At 69.3% G+C, this 22,933-nt stretch carries 22 protein-coding genes; 6 read left to right on the top strand and 16 right to left on the bottom strand.

Annotated features, from left to right (window positions below; translation table 11 throughout):
- Window positions 1–2 precede the first annotated feature (2 nt).
- Window positions 3–2,978: a UPF0182 family protein gene (locus AB5J50_RS33110; protein WP_369265584.1), complete on the bottom strand. Its 2,976-nt coding sequence runs from the start codon at window positions 2,976–2,978 to the stop codon at window positions 3–5.
- 163 nt (window positions 2,979–3,141) lie between these two features.
- Between AB5J50_RS33110 and AB5J50_RS33105 the strand changes: the two genes are divergently transcribed.
- On the top strand, window positions 3,142–3,684 hold the full coding sequence (locus tag AB5J50_RS33105) for a PPA1309 family protein (RefSeq protein WP_327431583.1): 543 nt from the start codon (window positions 3,142–3,144) through the stop codon (window positions 3,682–3,684).
- Window positions 3,685–3,774: 90 nt separating this feature from the next.
- Here AB5J50_RS33105 and AB5J50_RS33100 read toward each other — a convergent pair whose 3' ends face one another.
- The 4 genes from AB5J50_RS33100 to AB5J50_RS33085 form a co-directional block, all read right to left on the bottom strand.
- Complete coding sequence (locus AB5J50_RS33100; protein ID WP_369261927.1) at window positions 3,775–4,872, bottom strand: PDZ domain-containing protein; 1,098 nt, start codon at window positions 4,870–4,872, stop codon at window positions 3,775–3,777.
- Window positions 4,873–4,968: 96 nt separating this feature from the next.
- Window positions 4,969–5,154, bottom strand: a complete 186-nt coding sequence (locus tag AB5J50_RS33095; protein ID WP_369261925.1) for a hypothetical protein — start codon at window positions 5,152–5,154, stop codon at window positions 4,969–4,971.
- Between the two features lie 113 nt (window positions 5,155–5,267).
- Window positions 5,268–5,729, bottom strand: coding sequence for a molybdenum cofactor biosynthesis protein MoaE (locus tag AB5J50_RS33090; RefSeq protein ID WP_327431580.1), 462 nt, complete (start codon window positions 5,727–5,729; stop codon window positions 5,268–5,270).
- Window positions 5,730–6,042: 313 nt separating this feature from the next.
- Window positions 6,043–7,155 (bottom strand): SDR family oxidoreductase, encoded by a 1,113-nt coding sequence (locus AB5J50_RS33085; RefSeq protein WP_327431579.1) that lies wholly within the window; start codon window positions 7,153–7,155, stop codon window positions 6,043–6,045.
- A gap of 191 nt (window positions 7,156–7,346) precedes the next feature.
- Here AB5J50_RS33085 and AB5J50_RS33080 point away from each other — a divergent pair, with 191 nt between their 5' ends.
- Together AB5J50_RS33080 and AB5J50_RS33075 are read left to right on the top strand one after the other, a co-directional pair.
- Window positions 7,347–8,783, top strand: a complete 1,437-nt coding sequence (locus AB5J50_RS33080; protein ID WP_327431578.1) for a zinc-dependent metalloprotease — start codon at window positions 7,347–7,349, stop codon at window positions 8,781–8,783.
- Window positions 8,780–9,301 carry an NUDIX hydrolase gene (locus AB5J50_RS33075; protein ID WP_369261923.1) on the top strand — a complete coding sequence of 174 codons (522 nt, stop codon included), beginning with the start codon at window positions 8,780–8,782 and terminating at the stop codon, window positions 9,299–9,301. The genes AB5J50_RS33080 and AB5J50_RS33075 overlap by 4 nt, the downstream gene beginning before the upstream one ends.
- 102 nt (window positions 9,302–9,403) lie before the next feature.
- On the opposite strand, the gene AB5J50_RS33070 is transcribed toward AB5J50_RS33075, so the two are convergent.
- The 4 genes from AB5J50_RS33070 to AB5J50_RS33055 all read right to left on the bottom strand — a co-directional run bounded on the left by AB5J50_RS33070 (window position 9,404) and on the right by AB5J50_RS33055 (window position 13,337).
- Window positions 9,404–10,159 carry an AIM24 family protein gene (locus AB5J50_RS33070; protein ID WP_369261922.1) on the bottom strand — a complete coding sequence of 252 codons (756 nt, stop codon included), beginning with the start codon at window positions 10,157–10,159 and terminating at the stop codon, window positions 9,404–9,406.
- Between the two features lie 16 nt (window positions 10,160–10,175).
- A complete protein-coding gene (locus tag AB5J50_RS33065; protein ID WP_327431575.1) occupies window positions 10,176–10,856 on the bottom strand; it encodes an AIM24 family protein in 681 nt (226 codons plus the stop codon).
- 11 nt (window positions 10,857–10,867) lie between these two features.
- Entirely contained in the window at window positions 10,868–12,616 is a 1,749-nt protein-coding gene (locus AB5J50_RS33060; RefSeq protein WP_369261920.1) for a TerD family protein, read from the bottom strand.
- Window positions 12,617–12,740: 124 nt separating this feature from the next.
- Window positions 12,741–13,337 carry a M48 family metallopeptidase gene (locus tag AB5J50_RS33055; protein ID WP_327431573.1) on the bottom strand — a complete coding sequence of 199 codons (597 nt, stop codon included), beginning with the start codon at window positions 13,335–13,337 and terminating at the stop codon, window positions 12,741–12,743.
- Between the two features lie 218 nt (window positions 13,338–13,555).
- Here AB5J50_RS33055 and AB5J50_RS33050 point away from each other — a divergent pair, with 218 nt between their 5' ends.
- Together AB5J50_RS33050 and AB5J50_RS33045 are read left to right on the top strand one after the other, a co-directional pair.
- On the top strand, window positions 13,556–14,773 hold the full coding sequence (locus AB5J50_RS33050; protein ID WP_369261919.1) for a TOMM precursor leader peptide-binding protein: 1,218 nt from the start codon (window positions 13,556–13,558) through the stop codon (window positions 14,771–14,773).
- Window positions 14,766–16,130 (top strand): AarF/ABC1/UbiB kinase family protein, encoded by a 1,365-nt coding sequence (locus AB5J50_RS33045; protein WP_327431571.1) that lies wholly within the window; start codon window positions 14,766–14,768, stop codon window positions 16,128–16,130. Before AB5J50_RS33050 ends, AB5J50_RS33045 begins: the two co-directional genes overlap by 8 nt.
- A 6-nt stretch (window positions 16,131–16,136) precedes the next feature.
- On the opposite strand, the gene AB5J50_RS33040 is transcribed toward AB5J50_RS33045, so the two are convergent.
- The 5 genes from AB5J50_RS33040 to AB5J50_RS33020 form a co-directional block, all read right to left on the bottom strand.
- The gene (locus tag AB5J50_RS33040; protein WP_369261918.1) at window positions 16,137–16,361 is read right to left on the bottom strand and encodes a hypothetical protein; all 225 of its coding nucleotides are present in this window, start codon (window positions 16,359–16,361) and stop codon (window positions 16,137–16,139) included.
- A 118-nt stretch (window positions 16,362–16,479) separates the two neighbouring features.
- Window positions 16,480–16,803: a hypothetical protein gene (locus AB5J50_RS33035; RefSeq protein ID WP_327431569.1), complete on the bottom strand. Its 324-nt coding sequence runs from the start codon at window positions 16,801–16,803 to the stop codon at window positions 16,480–16,482.
- Complete coding sequence (locus tag AB5J50_RS33030) at window positions 16,800–17,168, bottom strand: WhiB family transcriptional regulator (protein ID WP_054228178.1); 369 nt, start codon at window positions 17,166–17,168, stop codon at window positions 16,800–16,802. Before AB5J50_RS33030 ends, AB5J50_RS33035 begins: the two co-directional genes overlap by 4 nt.
- Before the next feature lie 175 nt (window positions 17,169–17,343).
- Window positions 17,344–17,667, bottom strand: coding sequence for a hypothetical protein (locus AB5J50_RS33025; protein ID WP_369261916.1), 324 nt, complete (start codon window positions 17,665–17,667; stop codon window positions 17,344–17,346).
- A 163-nt stretch (window positions 17,668–17,830) separates the two neighbouring features.
- Window positions 17,831–20,026 carry an ATP-dependent DNA helicase UvrD2 gene (locus tag AB5J50_RS33020; RefSeq protein WP_369261915.1) on the bottom strand — a complete coding sequence of 732 codons (2,196 nt, stop codon included), beginning with the start codon at window positions 20,024–20,026 and terminating at the stop codon, window positions 17,831–17,833.
- Between the two features lie 194 nt (window positions 20,027–20,220).
- Between AB5J50_RS33020 and AB5J50_RS33015 the strand changes: the two genes are divergently transcribed.
- Window positions 20,221–20,463, top strand: coding sequence for a mycoredoxin (locus AB5J50_RS33015; RefSeq protein WP_081219297.1), 243 nt, complete (start codon window positions 20,221–20,223; stop codon window positions 20,461–20,463).
- Window positions 20,464–20,468: 5 nt separating this feature from the next.
- On the opposite strand, the gene nudC is transcribed toward AB5J50_RS33015, so the two are convergent.
- Together nudC and AB5J50_RS33005 are read right to left on the bottom strand one after the other, a co-directional pair.
- On the bottom strand, window positions 20,469–21,413 hold the full coding sequence (nudC, locus tag AB5J50_RS33010) for an NAD(+) diphosphatase (protein WP_369261913.1): 945 nt from the start codon (window positions 21,411–21,413) through the stop codon (window positions 20,469–20,471).
- A 107-nt stretch (window positions 21,414–21,520) separates the two neighbouring features.
- Entirely contained in the window at window positions 21,521–22,933 is a 1,413-nt protein-coding gene (locus tag AB5J50_RS33005; RefSeq protein ID WP_369261911.1) for a dipeptidase, read from the bottom strand.

The raw sequence follows: 22,933 nt of genomic DNA, 5'->3' as shown, positions 1-22,933 counted from the left end.
ACTCAGCCGCTGCCGGAGCTCTTGTCGCTGCTCGGGCTGCTACTGGGAGTACTGCTGGGACTACTGCTCTTGTCGCTGCTCTTGCTACCGCCACTGCCACTGCTGTCACTGCTGCCGCTGGTCTTGTCGGCCTTGGCCTGCGCCTCCTCGGCCCGCTTCAGCGCGTCCTCAAGATCCTTCTGTGCGACGCCGTACGCCTTCCAGTCGCCCTTCTTCAGGGCTTCCTGGCCCTGATCGAAGGCCTTCTGGGCGTCGTTCAGCGCCTGTTGGACCGTCGGATTGCTCGACGTGGGCGGATTCGCGGTCCCGTCGCCCGGTGGCTGGGCGGTCGAACCGTCCTCTCCCAAGACCTTGTTGAGCGCCGCGTCGAGCGTGTTCTCGAAGGCGGTCTTGCCTCCGTAGGTCACCAGCACCTTGCGCAGCAGTGGGTACTTGAGCTGATTGCCGCGTACGTAGACGGGCTCCACGTAGAGCAGTCCTCCGTCGAGCGGGATCGTCATCAGATTGCCGTACTCGATGTCCGAGTCGCCGCCCTTGAGGAGTCTGATCGACTCGGCGATGTCCTGTTCGGAGTTGAACTGGCTCTGGACCTGTTTGGGTCCGTCGACGGGTTCACTTGTCGGCAGTTTCAGGATTCTGATCTTGCCGTAATCACTGGTGCCCGCCTCGGCGTTGACCGACATGAAGGCGCTCAGGTTGTCGCGGCCGTTCGGCGTGAACGTCGTCGTCAGCGAGAACGTCTGGGCCTTCTGGTCGGGCATCTTCATGCTCAGGTAGTACGGCGGCACCGCGTTGCCCGACTTGTTGGTCGGGTCGTCCGGGACCTGCCACACCTCGCTGCCGCTGAGGAACGTCTGCGCGTCCTTCACGTGGTAGCGGGTGAGCAACTCGCGCTGGACCTTGAACAGGTCCTGCGGGTACCGCAGATGGTCCATGAGCGACTGCGAGATCGCCGTCTTCGGCTGCACCGTGTGCGGGAACGCCTTCATCCAGGTCTTGAGGACCGGGTCCTTGGTGTCCCACTGGTAGAGCTTGACCTCGCCGGTGTACGCGTCGACGGTCGCCTTCACCGAGTTGCGGATGTAGTTGACCTGGTTCTGCTGGGCCACCACCGCGCGCTGGTTGTTCGTCGCGGTGAGCGAGTCGGCGGTCGTGTCGCCCAGGGTGGTGCGGGAGGCGTACGGGTAGCCGTTGGTCGTGGTGTAGGCGTCGACGATCCACTGGATCTTCCCGTCCACCACGGCCGGGTAGGCGTCGCCGTCGATGGTCAGCCAGGGGGCCACGGCCTCGACGCGGTCCTTGGGGGTGCGGTTGTAGAGGATCCGGGAACCCTCGCCGATCGCGCCCGAGTAGAGGATCTGCGGCTCACCGAACGCCACGGCGTACGCGGCCCGGTTGATCGGGCTGGAGAGGCTGATCCCGCTGTTGCCCTTGTAGCTGGTGGTCTTCTCACCGTTGTCGTCGGAGTAGTCGATCTCCTTCTGGGGACCGCCGACGATCGAGTACTGGGTGGTCTTCTCGCCGTAGTAGACCCGCTGCTCGTACGTCCCGAGGTCGCCGTTGGACGGCAGGTCGGACTCGGTGAAGACGGGCCGGCCGCCGGAGGTCGCCGTGGTGCCCTTGGCGGCGACGACGCCGTATCCGTGGGTGTAGCGGAAGTGGTCGTTGATCCAGTTGTTCTTCGGAATGCCGTTGAGGTTCAGCTCGCGCAGACCGATGACCGTGTCCTGGTCCTTGCCGTCCTTGCTGTACCGGTCGACGTCCAGATTGGTCGGGAACGCGTAGTAGTTCTTCATCTGCTGCAGCTGCTGGAACGTCGGCGAGACGATGTTCGGGTCCAGCAGTCGGATGCTCGCCGTGGTGTCGGCGTCCTCGCGCAGCTTGGTCGTGTCCTTGGTGTCGCTGGTGCCCGCGTACTCCGAGACCTGGGTGCCGTCGATCCCGTACGCCTCGCGGGTCGCCTTGAGGTTCTTCTCGACGTACGGCGCTTCCTTGGCCTGCTCGTTCGGCTGGACCTGGAACTTCTGCACGATCGCCGGGTACAGACCGCCGATGAGGATCGCCGAGAGCACCATCAGGCCGAAGCCGATGACGGGCAGCTGCCAGGTGCGCCGCCACAGGGTGGCGAAGAACAGGAGCGCGCAGATGACGGCGATGCAGAACAGGATCGTCTTGGCGGGCAGATACGCGTGGGCGTCGACGTACCTGAGGCCCGTCCAGTTGCCGGTCGCCTTGAAGTCGCTGGACTTCACCGCGAGTCCGTACCGGTCGAGCCAGTAGGCGACCGCCTTCAGCGCGACGAAGATGCCGAGGAGCACGGAGAGATGACCGGTGGCCGCAGCCGTGGCGCGCGCCCCCGGGCTGGTGATCCGCAGCCCGCCGTACAGGTAGTGCGTGAGCGCGGCGGCGATCAGCGAGAGCACGGCGGCGGCGAAGCCGAAGCCGAGCAGGAAGCGGTACCAGGGCAGGTCGAAGGCGAAGAAGGAGACGTCGAGGTGGAACTGGGGGTCCTTCTGGTGGAAGGGAACCCCGTTCACCCACATCAGCCACGTACGCCACTGGCCCGAGGCTGATGCGCCGGCGATCAGCCCGACCAGGGAGGTGATGGCGAGCAGCAGCCACTTCTTGTAGGGCGCGATGCCCATCCGGTACCGGTCGAGGCTCTGCTGCTCCGTCGACATGGCGCTCAGCGGCGGTCGCAGCCGGTGCGCCAGCCAGATGTTCACGCCGACCGAGGCCGCCATCAGCAGGCCGAAGACGAAGAAGAGTCCGATCTTGGTCCACAGAGTGGTGGTGAAGACGGACGAATAGTGAACCGACCGGTACCAGAGCCAGTCCGTCCAGAACCCGGCGAACATGACGAAGGCCATGGCCAGCACGGCCAGTACGCCCAGCGTCATGAGCAGGGTCCGGACATGCCGGGACGGTCGGCCCACTCTGATCCGTGGCCCCGTCGGGCCTCCGCCGCGGTCCGGCATCTGGAAAGCCAAGGTGCGCACCTCGAAGTCGCTGTTGATCCGTCAGGCCCCCGTGATGGTGGACCGTCCGCAAGGCTCCGTGATCGTGGAGCCTCATCTATGCAACTTACTCACGCTTTACTCGGTTCCCGGTTCCGGGTACTAACGAGGCAGGATTGTGACCATGTCCAACACTCCCATGGCAGCGAGCCCGCTCACCCGGGCCGTACTCGAGATCGACGAGTACGCCTCCGGCCTCGGCTGGGACCAGCCCGCTCGCCTTTTCGCCCTCGTAGACACCGCGCGACTGCGGGCCCAGGAACCCGGCCTCGCGGCCCAGCTCGGCCTGCAGGACGAGCCGGAGACCACCGGTCTCACCCCCATCGAGCAGGACGAGATCCCTGCCGACAAGCCGCTGGACGAGTTCCTCGGCACCATCGCCTGGCCGGACGCCGTGGTCGGCTGCGCGCTCACGGTGGAGCGGCTGATGCTGCCGCCGTCCGCGGAGGCGTCCGTCCCGGCGGGCCTGAGCGGCAAGAAGCTCACGAAGTGGGTCGCCGAGCACCCCGACCGCCAGGAGGTCCGCATGACGGTCGGCGTCCTGCGCGACGGCACCCGCGACTCGGCGCTCCGCCTGCGCGAGAAGGACGCGCCGACGGAGGTGCTCACGGGGTCGAACCTGGTGCCGGGCCTGGCGGAGGCACTGTCGGCGACCTTCGCGGACTGATCTCTCGTACGAGGCTTTCTTCTACGTCGATGGGGGCGCACCCGGTGTCGGGCGCGCCCCCATCGACGTACGGACTCGGAGCCGACGCCGTCAGCCCTTGGTGGTGCACTTCGGGAGGTCGGCCGTCTTGCCCGAGCTGATGTCCTTGAGTGCGCTCATCGCGTCGTCGATGGTGTTGACCTTGACGAGCGTGAGCCCCTCGGGGGTGTCCTTCGCGGCGGCCGCACAGTTGTCCTTGGGCGTCAGGAAGTACTGGGCGCCCTTCTCACGCGCGCCGACCGTCTTCATCTCGATGCCACCGATGGGGCCGACCTTGCCGTCGTCGTCGATGGTGCCGGTGCCGGCCACGAACTTGCCGCCGGTGAGGTTCCCCGGGGTGATCTTGTCCACGATGCCGAGCGCGAACATCAGGCCCGCGCTCGGTCCGCCGACGTCGGCGAGCTTGATGTCGATGGCGAACGGGAACGTGTGGTCGGTCCCGGCCGAGATCCCGACGATCGCCCGATCAGTACCGCTGTCGTCGGACTTGGTCGTCGTGATGGTCACGTCCTTGGTCGCGGTCGCCGTCTTGTTCTCCTTCTCGGCGGCGGCCTGCTCCTTGGCGGGCACGATCGTGAAGACGACCTTGTCGCCCGGCTTGTGCTTGGTGACCAGCTTCGCGACGTCGTCGGGCGCCTTCACCTTCGTACCGTCGACGGCCTTGATGACGTCTCCGGCGTGCAGCCTGCCTTCGGACGGGGAGTCCTTGAGCACGGTGGAGACGATCACCCAGGACTTCACCGGGATGTCCAGCTCCTTCAGAGCGGCCACCTTGGCGCTCTCCTGGGACTGGCTGAACTCCTCGGCGTTCTCCTGCGTCGACTGCTCCTCGGTCTTGCCGTCCGGGTAGAGCGTGTCGTGCGGCACGACCTTGTTGTCGTGCGCGAGCCACCCATAGACCGCCTCGACAAGATTCATGTTGTAGTCGGCGCTGGTGACCCGGACCGTGGTCATGTTCAGGTGCCCGGTGGTCGGATACGTCTTGTGCCCGGTGATCTGCAGCACCGGCTCGCCGTCGTGATCGCCCAGCGTGTTCACCGTGGGGCCCGGTGACATCTCCGAGTAGGGCACTTTGATGAACACTCCCGCGCACAGGAGCGCGATCAGGATCAGAGTGGAGGCGAGCATCGTCGCGGTGCGGCGTGGCATGGAACGACAGTACGGGACGGTGCTGTCAGCGCACCCTCGGGGCCGTCCGTACGGGGTCGGCCGGGGCCGCGCGTACGGGGCCGGGGCACAGGAGCCTCAGACGGCGTCGGAGTGGGACTTCTCTCTCGCCTCGGCCTTCTCCATGGCTTCACGGAAGCGCGTGTAGCCCGCGAGCTCGACGCCGTCTCCCGCCGCCTTGCGATTCCGGCCGGCCCAACTGCCCCACAGTCCGGCACCGATCGCAGCCATAAGCGGAATCAGCAACCAGGCAAGCGCCGCCATGTCGACCTCCCAACCCCATGAGCGACCGCAACTGACTGATCAGCAGATTAACCATCCGCATCGTTAACGCTCACGGCAGGGCCCTGGTTACGCAACCGGAGGCCGGATGGGGCTCAACAAGCGCCGACCCACTCCTCCGTACCATCGGAGAACTTCTGGTGCTTCCAGATGGGCACTTCGTGCTTCAGGTCATCGATGAGCTTGCGACAGGCTTCGAACGCCTCACCCCGATGCGGGCACGACACGGCGACGACGACCGCGAGATCCCCGACGGCCAGCTCACCCACCCGGTGAACAGCGGCCAACGCCCGCACCGGATACTCGGCGACCACCTTCTCGGCGATCCGCCGCATCTCCGCCTCGGCACTGGGATGACACGAATATCCGAGCTCATCGACGTCAGCACCCCCGTCGTGATTCCGCACACTCCCCACAAACAGCGCGGTCCCCCCGGCGGCGTCGTCCCCCACAGCCTTGAAGACCTCGTCCAGCGAGAGCGGCGTCTCACGAATACCGATCAACTTGATCGCGTCCTGCGCCGCCTGCTCACCGGGATGATCGTTCATGGGTGCCATGAACCCATCGTGCCCCACCCCACTGACAACAGGAAATAGACCTTTCCCCCGGCACGGACACATAGACCTTTGGAGCCTCCTACAAGGAGGCCGTTCAGGCTGAAGCGGGGGTCTGGAGGGCGCAGCCCCCAGGAAAGGACGCGGGGGTCTGGAGGGCGCAGCCCCCAGAAAGGGGCGCGGGGAACTGCGCGCCCAGCCCCCACCCACCCGCAGCCGACGAACTGCCCGGTCGGGGTCGAAGGGGCGGAGCCCCTGGGGGATGGGACGGGTAGGGGCGGCGGGGGCGAAACCCCCCGTCCGGCCCCACCCGCACTCAGATCCGCCGCCGAGCCTTCCGAGCCCGCCGAACCACCGCAGCCGCACCCAGCAAAGCCACCGTCGCCCCCGCAGCCCCCGCCGCAGTCGCATCCTTCCGCCCCAGCCGCCGCCCAGCCACCGTATGCCGCCCGGCAACCTCCTCCAGCAGCTCCGCGAGAACCTCCTCATTGGTCCACTGCGGCCGCCACCCGGCGTCATGCAGCCGGCTCCCACTCACCACCCAGGGATACATCGTGTACGCCAGATCCCCGGCAGGCGAAGGAGTGAGCCCAATCCGGTGAAGCCGGGCCGCGGCCCCGAGAGCGACCGCGGACGGCAGCTCCATCCGCCGAATCCCGCTCAGCTCCTCGACCTCCTCCTGCTCCAGCCACCCGTCGCACCCGACGGCCAGCTCCCCCTCCACCTTCTCGACGACGGCGTACTCCAGAGCACTGCACAGATCCTCGACGTGGCAGAACTGCCAGGCGGGCCGGGACCCCGCCACCACCAGCAGCCGAGGCGACTCGAAATACCTGGTCAGAGCGGTATCGGTACCCCCGACGAGCACAGCGGGCCGCACAACGGTGACATTAAGTCCCGGATGAGCCCGCGGCGCGCGCCGCGCCAGCCGCTCGATCTCCAGCAGGTCACCGACCCCCGTGGCCTCGGCCGTCGCCCGCAATTCGGCGTCTTCGGAGAGGGGCAGTTCGTTGTCGGGCAGCGCCCCGTAGACCATGGCCGAGGTGCACAGCACCACCCGATGGACCCCGGCCGCGGCGGCGGCGGTGAGCACGGTCTGGGTCCCCCGGACGTTGTACGCCGTCCGGGCCGCCGCGTCCGTCTCCAGGTCGAGGTCGAGCGCCAGATGCACCACGACATCGGCCCCACGCAGCTTCTCGGCGATCGCAGGGTCCCGCACATCCAGGATGTGCCACGTCGCGTCCGCGCACTCGCCACGCCGCTCGTCGATGGCGATGACCTGCTTGATCTCCTCGCTGGCGGCCAGCCGCTCGGTGAGCAGCGCGCCCACGCCCGACGCGGCGCCGGTGACCGCGACGACGGGCCCGCGCGGGAGCGAGCTGGTTGAGTGGTTTCGCGCTGCGCGAACCTGCGGATCTGGGGAACTCACCGGGCGTCTCCAGCGGTTGTCTTCAGTAACGGACGCGCGTGACGCGTACGTACCAGGTGGCATCCATCCTGCCGCAGGCCAAGAGTCGGCGAAGCATCGAGGCCCGATCGGGCTGTGGTGTCTACGCTGGGTGGTGTTGTCGGGCAGTCGCCGTCGGAACGAACCGGCGGCCTTACCAGCCGAGGAATCCCGTGAGTGACACCCCATTCGGATTCGGCCTTCCGCCGGAGGAGCCGGAGAACGGCGACGAGGGCAAGGAGAAGGACCAGCAGAGCGGTGGTGGTCAGGGACCGTTCGGTTTCGGGCTGCCCGGAGCCGGTGGTCCCGGAGCCGACAATCCGCTCGCAGCCATGTTCGGTTCCATGAACCCCAACGACCTGGGCGCCGCGTTCCAGCAGCTGGGCCAGATGCTCTCGTACGAGGGCGGTCCGGTGAACTGGGACATGGCCAAGCAGATCGCCCGCCAGACGGTCTCCCAGGGCACCCCTGACGGCACCAAGGACGCGAGCGTCGGCCCCGCCGAGCGCACCGCGGTCGAGCAGGCCGTGCGTCTGGCCGACCTGTGGCTGGACGACGCGACGTCTCTGCCGTCCGGTGCCGGCTCCGCCGTGGCGTGGAGCCGCGCGGAGTGGGTCGAGGCGACCCTTCCCGTGTGGAAGGAGCTCGTCGACCCGGTCGCCGAGCGCGTCGGCGCAGCCATGGGCGACGTCCTGCCGGAGGAGATGCAGGCCATGGCGGGCCCGCTCATCGGCATGATGCGCTCCATGGGCGGCGCCATGTTCGGTACGCAGATCGGGCAGGCCGTGGGCGTGCTCGCGGGCGAGGTCGTCGGCTCGACCGACATCGGCCTGCCGCTCGGCCCGGCCGGCAAGGCCGCGCTGCTGCCGCTGAACATCGAGTCGTTCGGCAAGGACCTGGGCGTCCCCCAGGAGGAGGTGCGGCTCTACCTCGCCCTGCGCGAGGCCGCCCACCAGCGCCTCTTCGCCCACGTGCCGTGGCTGCGCTCGCATCTGTTCGGCGCGGTCGAGGGCTACGCGCGCGGGATCAAGGTCGACACCGCGAAGCTGGAGGACGTGGTCGGCCAGTTCGACCCGCAGAACCCGGAGGAGCTGCAGCAGGCACTCCAGCAGGGCATGTTCCAGCCGGAGGACACGCCGGAGCAGAAGGCCGCTCTGGCCCGCCTGGAGACGGCTCTCGCGCTCGTCGAGGGCTGGGTGGACGCGGTGGTTCACGCGGCCGCCAAGCCGCGCCTGTCGTCCGCGGACGCGCTGCGCGAGACGCTGCGCCGCCGCCGTGCCACGGGCGGTCCCGCCGAGCAGACCTTCGCCACGCTGATCGGCCTGGAGCTGCGCCCCCGCCGGCTGCGGGACGCCTCACGCCTGTGGGCCTCGCTGACCGACGCGCGCGGTGTCGACGGCCGTGACGGCCTGTGGGCTCACCCGGACATGCTGCCGACCGCGTCCGACCTGGACGACCCGGACGGCTTCGTGCACCGCGAGCAGCTGGACTTCTCCGAGATCGACAAGATGCTCGGCGAGGCGGCGAGCGGCTCCGGTTCCGCCGAGAAGCCGAACCTCACGAAGGACGACTCCCCCAAGGACGACGACAAGGGCGACGACACCGAGTGAGCCTCCACGACGACGCGGTCCTCGTACTGAAGAACTACGAGGACCAGGAAGAGCTGCGCCAGGTCTACCTGGAACACCTCTCGGAGCACCCCGACGGCACCTGGAAGTCCTGCACGTCCGGGCATGTCACGGCGAGCGCGCTGGTGATCGACCCGGAGCGCGGCCGCGTCCTGCTGACGCTGCACCGCAAGCTCCGGATGTGGCTGCAGATGGGCGGCCACTGCGAGCCGGACGACGCGACGCTGGCCGCGGCGGCCCTGCGCGAGGCGACCGAGGAGTCCGGGATCCCGGGCCTGACACTGCTGCCGGGCGGTCCTGTACGTCTGGACCGGCACGCCATCCCGGCGCCGTGCAACTGGCATCTGGACGTCCAGTACGCCGCGCTGGCCCCGGCCGACGCCGTGGAGGCCATCAGCGACGAGTCCCTCGACCTGCGCTGGTTCGCGTACGACAAGGTGGCGGACGTGGCCGACGACTCGGTCGTACGGCTGCTGGAAGCCACTCGCGCCAGGCTCTGAGCAGGGGCCCGGCTCTGAACGCGTAAGGGGCGACTGCCATCGCGGTCGCCCCTTACACAGGTGCCGGTACTGCCGGGCCCCGTCAGGGGCGCGGGCAGCCTCTCAGCTCCAGACGTTGCCCTGGTTCTGCGCGTGCGCACCCTGCTGGCCCATGCCGTACTGCGCACGCAGCCCCTGGCCGATCACGGCGTTCTGCGGCGGCAGCAGTTCACTGGGCTGGATGAGCGCGAATCCGTTGCCCATGAAGCTCAGCTCCCAGCCCTCACCGGTGTTGCCGCGGCGCCGCCACACCCCGGAGGAGTGCGTCTGGGCCTGCATCTGCACGCGCAGGCTGGTGGACCACGCGACGATCGCGTCGGCGTCGCAGTTGACGTACCGGTCCGGCGTGACCTGCATCAGCAGCGGCATCCCGGAGGTCATCAGCGCGACCTTGCCGCGACCGGTGATGTTGAGCTGGTACTTGCCGGAGCCGGAGATGCCGTACTGACTGTCGACGGCGATGGCCTCGTAGTGCAGCCCGGAGTCCATCGCCAGGACGTAGCTGCTGTCGACGGTGAGACCGTCCTGGTCCACCTCCACGACGTGCACGTGCTGGCCGAGGTTGGCGAGGTAGACCGTCCCCTGCCCGTGACAGCGCATCAGGTCCAGGCCCTCGCCGGTGTACGCACGCGAGCGCTGCTGAGTGGTGTTCTGGTACTCGGCGTCGAACTCGACGAGCCCCTGGTACGCGACCATGGTGCCCTTGCGCGCGAGGATGTCGTCGTGACCCTCCAGGACGACGCGCAGCATCTGCGAGTTCTGCAGGCTGTAGCGCTCCTGGGTCTGCTGCTCGTTGTAGCCGAAAAGCGGGCTCTGCATGGTGTCCTGCTCCCCCTCAGCCCCGGATCCGGAGGCGGTCGGTGCTGTCCTCGCTGGGCTGGACGACGACGATGCCCTGCCCGGAGAACGCCATCTGGTACGCCTCGCCGCTGCCGCGTCCGATCAGCGACTGCGCCTTGAAGCTGCGCTTGCCCTTCACCTTGAGGTTCGGGGACCAGGCGACGAGCGCGTCCGGGTCGACGTACGTCTCGTCCTCACCACCGCCGCAGTCGACGACGATCGGCTTGCCCCGGGAGGTCAGCGCGACCCAGCCCTGGCCGGAGATCTTGGTGTTCCAGAGCCCCTGTCCGGCGAATTTGGCGAGCCCCTTCACCCGCTCGACGCCCCACGTGAGGTGCGCGTCGAAGGCGAGCAGGTTCGTCGCGTTGACGGAAATCGCGTCCCCATTGAGGTTGATGACGACGACGTTCGCCCCGTAGTCGGCGAGGTAGAGCAGGCCGTCACCGGAGCACTTCATGAGGGGCGCGCCCTCGCCGGTGACCCAGTCGCGCGCGATCTGGCGTACGGCGGGCGGGTTGGGCTCGTACTGGACGAACCCTTCGTAGGCGACCATCGACCCCACGCGCGCGAGGAGGTCGTTTCCGGTCTGCATGGCGACCTTCAGCATGTGATTGCCGTGGTTCTCCATGCGGGTGGTGACGGGTGCCGGGGCGAAGCCCGCGAGTGGCTGGTTCATGACGGGCTCCCTCAGACCTCGTACGGCTGGACGACGACAAAACTGCCGGGCGCGGCGCGGAACTGGAGGTTCACGCTCTCACCGGTGTCGCCGGGATAGGCGTTCCGGCGCATCCGCACCTGGCTGGAGACGATCACCTGTGCGGCCGCGGACCAGGCGACGACCGCGTTGCAGTCGGCGAAGGTCGTGGGCGTCACGGGCAGCACGACGGGGGCACCGTGGGTCTTCACGACGATGGTGCCGGTCCCCTGGAACTGCATCGTGAACAGGGCGCCTCCGGGAATGCCGTGTCCCTCGATACGGCGCACCTCGTACTGGAGCGACTCGTCGAAGGCGAGCACGTTCTCCGCGGAGACACAGATCGCGTCGCCCTGGAGCTCGATGGGGTGCACATGGGTGGAGTTCTCGGCGAGGAACACCTGGCCCTGGCCGGTACAGCGCATCAGCTGCATCTCCTGGCCGGTCGAGTTGCCCACGATCCGGCCGGCGAATCCGGCGCCCTTGTAGCTGAAGTCGACCTTGCCCTGGTAGAGCACCATGCTGCCCTGGCGGGCCAGCACGGGCTGACCACCGATGCCGAGGTCGACCCTGATGAGCTTCTTGTTCTGCTGGGTCCACCGCTGGCCGGTGGGCGTCTCCTTGAAGGCCCCCAGCGCGGCGGCCACACCGGCACCGCCCTGCGGGGCGCCCTGGGGAGCACCGTACGGGGAGGGCGCACCGGGCTGGCCGGGGAACTGTCCGGGCGCCTGCCCCGGGACCTGACCGTACTGCGGCTGCTGACCGTAACCGGGGGGCGCGGCCGGGGCCTGCTGGCCATAACCAGGAGGCGCGGGAGGCGCCTGCTGACCGTAACCGGGAGGCGCGGTCGGCGCCTGCTGGCCGTAACCGGGCGGCATCGGAGCCGTCTGGCCGGGAGGCTGCTGGCCGTAGCCCGGCGGCGGACCGGGCTGCCCGGGCGGCTGCGCGTACGGCGCGGGGCCCGGCGGATGCACGGTGCCGCCCGGCGGGGTGTGCAGGGGCGCGATGATGGTCGGCGCGGCGTGCACCGAGGGCGCGGGCGCCGGCGCGACGGGGGGCGTGACTCCTGGGGGCGGCGCGAAGCCCTGCGCGGCGGGCTGCGGCGCGGGGGCCGGAGCGGCCGGGCCGCCGAAAGCGGGCGGCGCGGTGGCCTGGGCCGGCGGGGCGAAGGACGGCGCGGCACCGGCCTGCGGCTGCTGCGCGGCGGGCTGCTCGTCGGCGACCTCGCCGCCGAAGTTCTTCAGCAGCGCCTCGAGGCCGCCGTCGAAGCCCTGTCCCACGGCGGCGAACCGCCAGACGTCCTTCAGGTAGAAGTCGCCCAGCATCACGGCACGTTCCGTGGAGAACTCCGCGCCGCTGAACGAGTACCGGGCCACCTCCTCGCCACCCGCGACGATACGGAGATATCCGGGAGCGATCTGCGACATCTGTCCGGCGCCGTCGATGGTCGCCGTGAACGACAGTTTGTGGATCTGCGCCGGGATGCGGTCGAGCGTGACGCGGAAGGACTCCGTGTCGCCCGACTGGGCCCCGAGGAGCTGGATCGACTCCTCCGGGGTCTTCGGCTGGTTGAAGAAGACGAAGTACTGGTCGTCCGACAGCCGTTCGTCGGCGTCAAGACCGAAGCAACTGATGTCGAAGGTCAGTCCGGGGCCGGTGATCTGCACACCTACGTACAGATCGGTGCCCGCGGTGAGGTCACTGATCTTGGCCTTGTGGCCGCGTTGGAATTCCCTGGCCATGCGTAACGACCGTCCCCCATCCCGATGCGAGTGCGTCGCGTCAGGCTAACGGCAAACCCTGGGAGTGGACGAAGCCGGTACAGACCCGGTACACAATCGCCCTCTCATCGAGGGCGGACCCCCGCTACTCGTCGCGGGCGGCGGGCAGATGGGGCAGTCGGTCGGCGGCGACCACCCCTTCGAGGTAGCCGCGAGCACGCTCGGTACGCGGATACGCCTCGAGCAGCCGCCAGAAGCGCGGCCCGTGTCCAGGCACCAACAGGTGGGCCAGTTCGTGGACGAGGACGTAGTCGACGACGTACTCGGGCATGCCCTGCAACCGGTGCGACAGACGGATGCTGCCCTCGGACGGGGTGCACGAGCCCCAGCGCGTGTTCTGGTTGGTGACCCAGCGCACGGAAGTGGGCCGGGCCCGACCGTCGAAGTACTGGCCCGACAAGCGCTCCGCCCGTTCGGCCAACTCGGCGTCGCCGAGCACCCTTTTGTTCTCCTGGGCGGCCAGTTTGTCGAGCATGACGGTCACCCAGCGCTGCTCCTCCGCCTCGGACATCCGGGCGGGGATGAGCACGACGGTGCGATCGCCCTCGCGGTACGCGGAGACCGTTCTGCGCCGTCGCGCGCTCCTGCGGACCTCGATCGCGCTCGCCCCCGAGCCGCTTGGCGGCGGGCTCGTCGTGCTGCGCTGTGGTTTTCCGGCGCGGTGCAGTGGGTCGGCGGGCACGCCCCGACGTTACCCGCTGCACATGGGGGAAGTCCCGCCCCCGGGACGGTTCGATGCCGATCCGCACTCCGTGCGCTTGATTTGTACGACGAACGGTGCCACCTGTGGACAACTTTCGGCACCGATCGGCCCGGACAGGCATGCTGGCATTCGGTCGGCGGAGCAGGACGCACACCCGCCGACACACGGGGACGTTCTACGGGCTACGGGGGTAGGTCATGCATCCGATGGTGAAGCCCGCGCTGCGGCGCGGCTGGCGGGATCTCAACACCGTGCAGTTCGGGATGGCACCCGCGCACGCCATGGTGCTGGGCCCGATGGACACGGCGACGGGCAGTTTCCTCGACCTGCTCGACGGCACACGCGGGCTGCCGCACCTACGCGAAGAGGGACGCAAGATGGGGCTGCCCGACGGTCATGTCGACGGGCTGGTGGAACGCCTGGCCCGGTCCGGCCTGCTGGACGACTCGACCGGAGGTGGCCCGGCCGCGGACGCCTTGCGCAAGAAGAAGGAGGTCCTGGACCGGCTGCTCCCCGACCTCGCCTCCCTCTCCCTCGTCGCACCCGAACCGGGCGACGCCATCAAACGCCTGGCCGCCCGCCGCTCACTGCGCGTACAGGTGAGGGGCGCGGGCCGGGTGGGAGTGATCCTGGCCTCACTGCTCGCGGGCGCGGGCGTGGGCGAGATCGATGTGCGCGACATCGGCCGCGTCGAGCCGTGGGACGTGGCACCGGGCGGGCTGCCCGCCGACTCCATCGGTGAGCGCCGGGAGGAGGCCGCCCGCCGGGCGGTGCGCCGAGCCGCACCCGAGCGTCCGCCCCGGACATCCTCGAAGGAGAAGAAGGAGAAGGAGGAAGAGAAGGGTGAAGAGACGGGGGCGGTGCGGGGACTGTCGCTGGTGATCCTCACTCCCCGGGACGGTCTCGCCGTCCACGCGCCCGATCCGGCCGCCGCCGAAGCCCTGATCGCCTCGGGGACGCCACATCTCTACGCGGGTGTCGTCGAAGGCACCGGGGTGGTCGGCCCCTTGGTCCTGCCCGGCGACACCGGCTGCGCGGGATGCCTGGACGAGGGACGCGCCGACCGGGATCCGACATGGCCTCGTCTGGTCGCGCAGTGGCGCTCAGGGCAGCAGCGCCGGGTACCGGCGTGCGACCTCACTCTGGCGGCCGGCGTCGCCGGAGTGGCCGCGGGTCACGCACTTGCCTTCCTGGACGGCGAATTGCCCTCCAGCGCGGGGGCACGCTGGGAGGCATCAGTCCCGGGCTTCGACTGGCACGCCAGACCCGTCTGGCCGCATCCAGCATGCCCGTGCGGCACGGCGGAGAAAGGTAAGGGGGAGCGGGCCTCGGAGGACGGCGGGCCGCACGCGACAATGGCGGGGCAACAGCCGTACGCGGCACGGCTGTCTGGGACTTGGAGGGCGCATGTCTGATCTTCCCCGGAAGGCGGTCACCCGTACTGCCAAACTCGCCGCGCTACCGCTCGGCTTCGCCGGACGGGCAACCTGGGGGCTCGGCAAACGGATCGGCGGGAAGTCGGCGGAGATCGTGGGCCGCGAGCTCCAGCAGCGCACGGCGGAGCAGTTGTTCAAGGTGCTGGGCGAGCTCAAGGGCGGCGCCATGAAGTTCGGGCAGGCGATGTCCGTCTTCGAGTCGGCGCTGCCCGAGGAGGTCGCGGGGCCGTATCGTGCGGCGCTGACGAAGCTCCAGGAAGCGGCGCCTCCCATGCCGACGCGCACTGTCCACTCGGTGCTGGAGGAGCGGCTCGGCGAGGACTGGTCCGAGCTGTTCGTGGAGTTCGAGGACAAGCCGTCCGCGGCGGCCTCGATCGGCCAGGTGCACCGGGCGGTGTGGCATGACGGGCGCGAGGTCGCCGTCAAGGTGCAGTACCCCGGGGCGGGCGAGGCCCTGCTGTCCGATCTGACCCAGCTCAGCCGATTCGCCAGACTTCTCGGCCCTCTGATCCCCGGTATGGACATCAAGCCGCTCATCGCGGAACTGCGCGACCGGGTGTCCGAGGAGCTCGACTACGGACTGGAGGCGCAGGCCCAGAAGGCGCATGCGGAGGAGTTCGCGGGCGACCCGGATGTCCTTGTCCCGGCGGTGGTCCACCAGTGCGACCAGGTCCTGGTGACCGAATGGATCGACGGGATACCGCTGTCGGAAGTGATCGCCGACGGAACCCAGGAGCAGCGGGACCGCGCCGGCCAGTTGCTGGCCCGCTTCCTCTTCTCGGGCCCCGCCCGCACCGGCCTGCTCCACGCCGATCCGCACCCGGGCAACTTCCGTCTTCTGCCGGACGAGAAGAACGGCTGGCGTCTGGGCGTCCTGGACTTCGGCACGGTCGACCGGCTGCCCGGCGGTCTGCCCCTGCCGATCGGCGACTCCCTCCGAATGACCCTCGACGGCGAGGCGGAGGCGGTCTACGAGCTGCTCTGCGAGGAGGGCTTCGTCAAGGAGTCGATAGACCTCGAACCGGACGCGGTCCTGGACTACCTCCTGCCGATCATCGAACCGGCCCAGGCCGACGAGTTCACCTTCACCCGCGGCTGGATGCGCAGCCAGGCCGCCCGAGTGGCCGACCCCCGCTCCCCCGCCCACCAACTGGGCAAACGGCTCAACCTGCCCCCGGCCTACCTCCTGATACACCGCGTGACCCTGAGCACCATTGGCGTCCTGTGCCAACTCGGCGCGACGGTCCGCCTGCGCGACGAACTGGAGGAGTGGTTGCCGGGGTTCGTGCCCGACGAGGAGCTGCTGGACGAGGAGGATGCGGCGGCGGAGGCGTGAGCGGGCCTACCACCACGCCGAGTCCAGGCGGCCCTCGATCGCTCTGAGGTTGGTGCGGGCGCAGTTGTCGCAGAAGTAGTTGCGGGTGCCGTTCTCGACGGAACAGGTCCAGGTCAGCTGGGGACCGTCAGCCGGGGTGCCGCAGCGGGCGCACACGATCTGCTGGCCCTCGCCCGCCTCGGGCCGCGGTGCGGTGCCGGTGCTGTCACTGTCCCCGGGAAGACTCGTCACTCGGCGACGATATCGCCGTGATCGGCGGTTCGCCCGGCACAACGCACCGCGGGGGCCGGTCCGTTCGGACCGGCCCCCGCGGGGAATCACTGCCTGCTATTGCTGCGACTGCCGTCGGCTACTGCATGACCGCCATGGCCAGCGCGCGCCGAGCTCGCATCGAGGCGCGCTCGGCCCGGCGCTGCATGCGGCGGGCGGTCGCCAGGCGCACGGCCCGACGTTCCTGCTCAGCCTGGTGCAGTCGCTCGTGCATATGCGCACGAGCCAGGGCTTCTGGGATGAGTTGCATCTCTCGGGTCCTGTTCTGACGCGAGTCGTTCGCGCCGGTGGTGGTGAAGTCTGGGATCGCGGAGCCTGCGGGCTCGCCGGCGGACGGCTTCATCGGGGCCTGCTTCTTGGGGTCGTTCGTCAGGGGGCGGTCGATCGTTCCTCGGGCGTTCATGCCGCAACCGGGTTCTTGCGCGGGCGGCCACGCGGCCGCTTGCGGGCCACGACAACTCCCTGGACGAAGAGCTCGCCACCCCAGACGCCCCAGGGCTCACGCCGCTCCTTGGCTCCGGCGAGGCAGGCCTCGATCAGCGGGCAGGTGCGGCAGAGGGACTTGGCGTACTCGACATCGGCCGGCGACTCGGCGAAGAAGACCTCCGGGTCGTAGGAGCGGCAGGGGACGGGTACGCCGAGGTTCTCGATGGCGTCGTCGAGCGCGGTGAGCGCAGTGAGCGGGATCAAGGTGGAGTCCTCCGTGAGGCCGGGCGGGGGGATCGTTTCGGAAGGCGGTACGGACGGGGCGTGCGCTTCGAGTTGCACGGTTCGTCTTCCTCGTCTGGTCGTGCCGGCCGGGTTGGCCGGTTGGCGGCTGGTACCGGGTTCTTTTCTTGTCCCGAGGCCCCTTCGCTCTGCTGTCCCCGGTCGGGGACAAACAGAAGGGCCGCGGATCCCGGGTGGGGTTCCGCGGCCCTGAAGGCGCCGGCCTGATCGAGAATCAGGCTGGATCACTCCAGGGTTCAGGCCCACGGAAGGCCCACATCGTGTGGTGCTGCTTCGTCTGCTTCAGGGATCCGGCACCGGCTGCCGCAAAGGCATAGGCATGCGCCTCTGCCCCTACTGCCGCTTCCAGTGCCTGGGTCGGTCGCTCATTGCGCTCACGGATGGGAAGACCCGCGAGAGACACGGAGGACGCCGGCCGGACGGCAGGAATGCCGGACAGACCGGTGCCCAGGTTCGAGACGCCGAGCAGGCACGTGGAGACGACCGAGCGATCGGTCATTTTGACGGTGCTGATGGAGCTGGTGTTGATGCTGATCACTGGAATCGCCTCCTCTCGGCGTCTATGGGGACTGGGGTGAACCAGTCCGACGGTTATTAAGTACAGCACGGAACCAGGGCCTTGGAGAAGGCCGCCGCTTCCGTGTTAAGAACCTATGGGGATTGCTGGGGCATGCGCAAACTATTTTTTCGACGAGTTTGTATCAGTCACTTTCGTCGTCGCCTCCAAGCTCTTGACCTGTACAGATGGCCAGAACGTCGGCTCCGAAGCGGTTGAGCTTGCGCACGCCGACCCCGGGGATCCGCGCTAGCTCGCCCTCGTCGTCGGGCACGGTCTCGGCGATCGCCATCAGTGTCTTGTCGGTGAAGACGCAGAACGCGGGCTGCCCGCTGCGCTGCGCCTGCACCGCCCGCCACTCACGCAACCGCTCGTAGAGACCCTCGTCCATGTCGGAGGGGCAGTCCTCACAGCGCATCAGTTTCATCTCGCCGGCGTCGGCGAGGATACGACCGCAGACCCGGCAGCGGGCCGGGGTCCGACTCGTACGCCGTACCGCCGTGCCACCGCTGCTGCCGACACCGCGCTCGACGCCTCCCGTACCGCCGCCGCTGCTCCGTCCCGCGGTGGCGACGGAGCCCGGGCGCAGCCCGTCGAGGAAGCGGCTGGGCCGGCGGTTGGCTCTGCCACCGGGTGAGCGGGACAGCGCCCAGGAGACGAAGAGGTGCTCTCTGGCCCGGGTGACACCGACGTACAGGAGGCGGCGCTCCTCCTCGATCTGTTCGTCGGTCTTTGCGTAGGTGATCGGCATCATGCCCTCGGCGACACCGACCAGGAAGACGACGTCCCACTCCAGCCCCTTGGCGGAGTGGAGGGAGGCGAGGGTGACGCCCTGCACAGTCGGAGCGTGCTGGGCACTGGCCCGCTCGTCGAGCTCCGCGACCAGGTCGCCGAGGGTGGCGCCCGCCTTGGCGGCGGCGAAGTCCTGCGCGAGGGACACGAGGGCGGCCAGCGACTCCCAGCGCTCTCGGACCGCGCCGGAGCCTGCGGGGGGCTGGCTGGTCCACCCTTCGCCGGACAGCACGGCACGGACCTGCGAGGGCAGGTCGACGACGTCGTCCAGCAGCGAGTCGTTGCCCCCGAAGCGGGCGGCTGCGCGCAGGGCGGCGCCCGCCTTGCGCACCTCCGGGCGGTCGAAGAACCGCTCGGCGCCGCGCAGCTGGTAGGGCACTCCGGCGTCGGCGAGGGCCTGTTCGTAGATCTCGGACTGGGAGTTCGTACGGAAGAGGATCGCGATCTCGCCCGCGGGGACGCCGGAGGCGATGAGGTCACGGATGCGTCGGGCGGCGCCCTCGGCCTCGGCGGGCTCGTCCGTGTACTCGGCGTAGACGGGCTCGGGGCCCGGGGCGCGCTGGGAGATCAGCTCCAGGCGGTGCTCGGCGGCGCGGCCGCGGGCCTGGGCGAGCAGGCCGTTGGCGAGGTGGACGACCTGGGGCGAGGAGCGGTAGTCGCGGACGAGCTTGACGACGGTGGCTCCGGGGTGACGGGTGCGGAAGTCGAGAAGGTGGTCGGGAGTTGCACCGGTGAACGAATAGATCGTCTGGCTGGCGTCACCGACGACGCAGAGGCTGTCGCGCTCGCCGAGCCACAGTTCCAGGAGGCGCTGCTGGAGCGGGCTGACGTCCTGGTACTCGTCGACCACGAAGTGCTGGTACTGGGAGCGGACCTGCTCCGCGATGTCGTGACGGTCCTGGAGGATCGCGACCGTCAGCAACAGGACGTCCTCGAAGTCGATGACCGCGCGGTCGCGCTTGAGGTCCTCATACGCCCCGTACAACTGGGCGATCTCGGCCGGGGCGCGGGGGACTTCGCGGCCGGCCTTGGCGGCGGCGGCCGCGTAGTCGGCGGGGATGGTCTGGGTGACCTTGGACCACTCGATCTCCGCCGTGACGTCCCGCAGTTCCCCCCGGTCGAGGCGGATGCGGCAGGCGGCCGCCGCGTCGGCGACGAGCTGGATCTTGCGGTCGACGAGCCGGGGCAGGCTCCCACCGACTGCTTTCGGCCAGAAGTACTGGAGCTGGCGCAGCGCGGCGGAGTGGAAGGTGCGGGCCTGGACGCCGCCGGCGCCGAGCTGGCGGAGGCGGCCTCGCATCTCGCCCGCGGCGCGGTTGGTGAAGGTGACGGCCAGCACACTGGAGGGCTGCAGGACCCCGGCGCGCACCCCGTAGGCGATGCGGTGGGTGATCGCCCGCGTCTTGCCCGTACCGGCGCCGGCCAGCACGCACACCGGACCGTGCAGGGCGGTGGCGACCTCGCGCTGCTCGGGGTCGAGCCCGTCGAGCACCGCGTCGGCCGTGTCCGGAACCTGCGGGAAGAGGGTGGAGTGCGTTGCTGCTGTCACCCCGCCATGCTGCCAGGTCGCCGGAGACGGATGAGCCGGTTGTCCACAGGGAGGCCCTCGTAGTCGTACTAATGCGGCAGGCGTCACGTCCTGCGGGACACCTCGGGATACCCCCTCCGGGAATGGGGGCCAGGTCACATACGTTCCACTGGCAGCGACCACGCACCCCGAAGCCGTGAAGGAGCGCAAACGACATGCAGGGCACTGTGACGATGTACAGCACCACGTGGTGCGGCTACTGCCGCCGGCTGAAGAGCCAGATGGACCGCGAGGGCATCACGTACAACGAGATCAACATCGAGCAGGACCCGCAGTCCGCGGCGTTCGTGGAGAAGGCGAACGGCGGAAACCAGACGGTTCCCACCGTTCTCTTCCCGGACGGTTCGACGCTCACGAACCCTTCGCTGGCTCAGGTGAAGCAGAAGATCGGCGTCTGAGGACGTCAGGCCACTGCCCGCGTCGGCAGGGGCTTGCCGTACCAGAGCTCGATGAGGCGGGCCGCGATCGAGATTCCGTAGGGAGGCAGGACCTCCCCGGACTCGAAGGCGGCCCGCAGGTCTTCTCGGGAGAACCAGCGGGCCTCGTGGATTTCCTCGCCGTCGACGTTGATCTCGGACGAGGTCGCTCGGGCCATGAAGCCCAGCATGAGGCTGGAGGGGAAGGGCCACGGCTGGCTGGCCACGTACTCGACCTCGCCAACCGTGACGCCCGCCTCCTCGAAGACCTCGCGGCGCACGGACTGCTCGATGGACTCGCCGGGCTCGACAAAGCCGGCGAGCGTGGAGAAGCGGCCTTCGGGCCAGTGCACCTGGCGGCCGAGCAGGATGCGGTCCTCGTCGTCCGTGACCGCCATGATCACGGCCGGGTCGGTGCGCGGGTAGTGCTCGGCGCCGCAGGCGGGGCAGCGGCGGATGTGCCCGGCGGCCGCAATGACCGTGCGCTCGCCGCAGCGCGAGCAGAAGCGGTGCAGTCGCTGCCAGTTCTCCAGGGCGACCGCGTGGACCATCAGGCCCGCGTCACGGGGAGACAGCAGCAGTCCTGCCTCGCGCAGACCTGCCGGGCGTGCGGACTGGTCGATGCGGCCGGGAAGCGCGTCCTTCTGAAGTGCGAAATAGCTCACACCATCGTCGTCCGTGCCCAGGAAGTAGCGGTGCGCCTCGGTGAGCGGGGCCTCGAAGGAGGGGGTCATCACGAGCTCGGTGGTGCCGTCCGCCGTCTCGTCGATGAGCACCTGACCGCCGGAGACCACGAAGACACGGGTCGTGGGGTGACTCCAGGCCGCCGCGAGCCAGGCCTCGTCGAGCCGGTGGTGGGCGGCCCGGTCGATGCCGCTCGGGGCGGTGAGCGAGATGGGACGTTCGGCGGTACGGTCGGTCCAGGTGGTCACGGGTGCTTCCAACTCCCCCGGTGGAACGGTTATTTCGGCGGGCGGTTCAGCAGGACGTACGGCAGGGCGGGTGTGCGGGGCGCTCTTCAGCACGTGAATCGGCTTCTTCAGTGTGCCTCGCGCCAGTTCTCGGCCAGATCGCCCCACAGGTAGGCGGTGGTTTCGACGCCCTTCATGAGGAGATCGAGTTCGACCTTCTCGTTGGGGGCGTGCCAGCCGTCGGAGGGGACGGAGATGCCCAGGAAGAGCACCGGGGCGCCGAGGACTTCCTGGAGGTCGGCGGCGGGTCCCGAGCCGCCCTCGCGGGTGAAGCGGATCGACTGCTCGAAGGCGCGGCTCATGGCGCGTGCGACGGACTGCAGAGCCGGGTGGTCCAGGGGTGTGAGACACGGGCGCGTGGCCGCTCCGAACGTGATCTCGTGCCGGATGCCCGCGGGCAGCTGCTCGGCGACCCAGGCGCGTACGGCCTTCTCGATGTGGTCCGGATCCTGGCCGGCGACCAGCCGGAAGGAGAGCTTCACCATGGCCGAGGACGGGATGATCGTCTTGCTGCCAGGGCCCTGGTAGCCACCGCCGATGCCGTTGACCTCGGCGGTCGGACGGGCCCAGATGCGCTCCAGGGTGGTGTGTCCGGCCTCTCCGTGGGTGGCCGTCGACTTGGCCGTGCGCAGCCACCGCTCCTCGTCGAAGGGCAGCTCGGCGAAGAGCTCGCGCTCCCGGTCGGTGAGTTCGGTGATGCCTTCGTAGAAGCCGGGTACGGCCACGCGCGCGTGCTCGTCGTGCAGCGCGGCGACCAGGCGGGCGGCGGCGGTCGCCGGGTTGGGCACGGCGCCGCCGAAGGAGCCGGAGTGGATGTCCTGCTCGGGGCCGTGCAGCTCGATCTCGCACTCGGCGAGGCCGCGCATGCCGGTGCACACCGTGGGGGTGTCCTCGGACCACATGCCGGTGTCGGAGACGATCACGGCGTCGGCGGCGAGCCGCTGCGCTCGCTCTTCGACGAGGTCACGGAAGTGCGGCGAGCCGGACTCCTCCTCGCCCTCGATCAGCAGCTTGAGGTGTACGGCCGGGGCGGTGCGCCCGGTGGCGGCGAGGTGGGCGCGGACCCCGAGTGTGTGAAAGAACACCTGGCCCTTGTCGTCGGCGGCCCCGCGCGCGTAGAGGCGGTTTTCGCGGATCACCGGCTCGAAGGGCTCGGTGTCCCAGCCGTCCTCGCGGGCGGCGGGCTGCACGTCGTGGTGCCCGTAGACGAGGACCGTCGGGGCTTCAGGGTCGTCGGAGGGCCACTCGGCGAAGACGGCCGGCGCGCCCGCGGTCGCCCAGACCTCGGTGGTCGGGAAACCGGTCTCCCGCAGCTTGGCGGCAAGCCAGTCGGCGCTGCGCGCCACGTCCGCGGCGTGGTCGGGCTGAGCCGACACCGAAGGGATGCGCAGCCACTCCGCGAGGTCGTCGAGGAAGGCCGTGCGGTGGTTCTGGATGTATGTGCGGACGGTGCTGACGGCGTTGTCAACGGGCTTGCTCAT

The organism is Streptomyces sp. R35 (genome assembly GCF_041053035.1).
Classification (GTDB): Bacteria; Actinomycetota; Actinomycetes; order Streptomycetales; family Streptomycetaceae; genus Streptomyces; species Streptomyces lutosisoli.
Note: the sequence above shows the minus strand (reverse complement) of the source record. Positions and strands in the feature narration are given on the sequence as shown.

Coding starts and splice junctions, on each gene's coding strand:
- AB5J50_RS33005 (WP_369261911.1), bottom strand. CDS start 22,933: ATGAGCAAGCCCGTTGACAACGCCGTCAGCACCGTCCGCACATACATC.
- AB5J50_RS33050 (WP_369261919.1), top strand. CDS start 13,556: ATGCATCCGATGGTGAAGCCCGCGCTGCGGCGCGGCTGGCGGGATCTC.
- AB5J50_RS33110 (WP_369265584.1), bottom strand. CDS start 2,978: ATGCCGGACCGCGGCGGAGGCCCGACGGGGCCACGGATCAGAGTGGGC.
- AB5J50_RS33035 (WP_327431569.1), bottom strand. CDS start 16,803: ATGAACGCCCGAGGAACGATCGACCGCCCCCTGACGAACGACCCCAAG.
- AB5J50_RS33015 (WP_081219297.1), top strand. CDS start 20,221: ATGCAGGGCACTGTGACGATGTACAGCACCACGTGGTGCGGCTACTGC.
- AB5J50_RS33070 (WP_369261922.1), bottom strand. CDS start 10,159: ATGCAGAGCCCGCTTTTCGGCTACAACGAGCAGCAGACCCAGGAGCGC.
- AB5J50_RS33065 (WP_327431575.1), bottom strand. CDS start 10,856: ATGAACCAGCCACTCGCGGGCTTCGCCCCGGCACCCGTCACCACCCGC.
- AB5J50_RS33095 (WP_369261925.1), bottom strand. CDS start 5,154: ATGGCGGCGCTTGCCTGGTTGCTGATTCCGCTTATGGCTGCGATCGGT.
- AB5J50_RS33090 (WP_327431580.1), bottom strand. CDS start 5,729: ATGGCACCCATGAACGATCATCCCGGTGAGCAGGCGGCGCAGGACGCG.
- AB5J50_RS33100 (WP_369261927.1), bottom strand. CDS start 4,872: ATGCCACGCCGCACCGCGACGATGCTCGCCTCCACTCTGATCCTGATC.
- AB5J50_RS33045 (WP_327431571.1), top strand. CDS start 14,766: ATGTCTGATCTTCCCCGGAAGGCGGTCACCCGTACTGCCAAACTCGCC.
- AB5J50_RS33060 (WP_369261920.1), bottom strand. CDS start 12,616: ATGGCCAGGGAATTCCAACGCGGCCACAAGGCCAAGATCAGTGACCTC.
- AB5J50_RS33105 (WP_327431583.1), top strand. CDS start 3,142: ATGTCCAACACTCCCATGGCAGCGAGCCCGCTCACCCGGGCCGTACTC.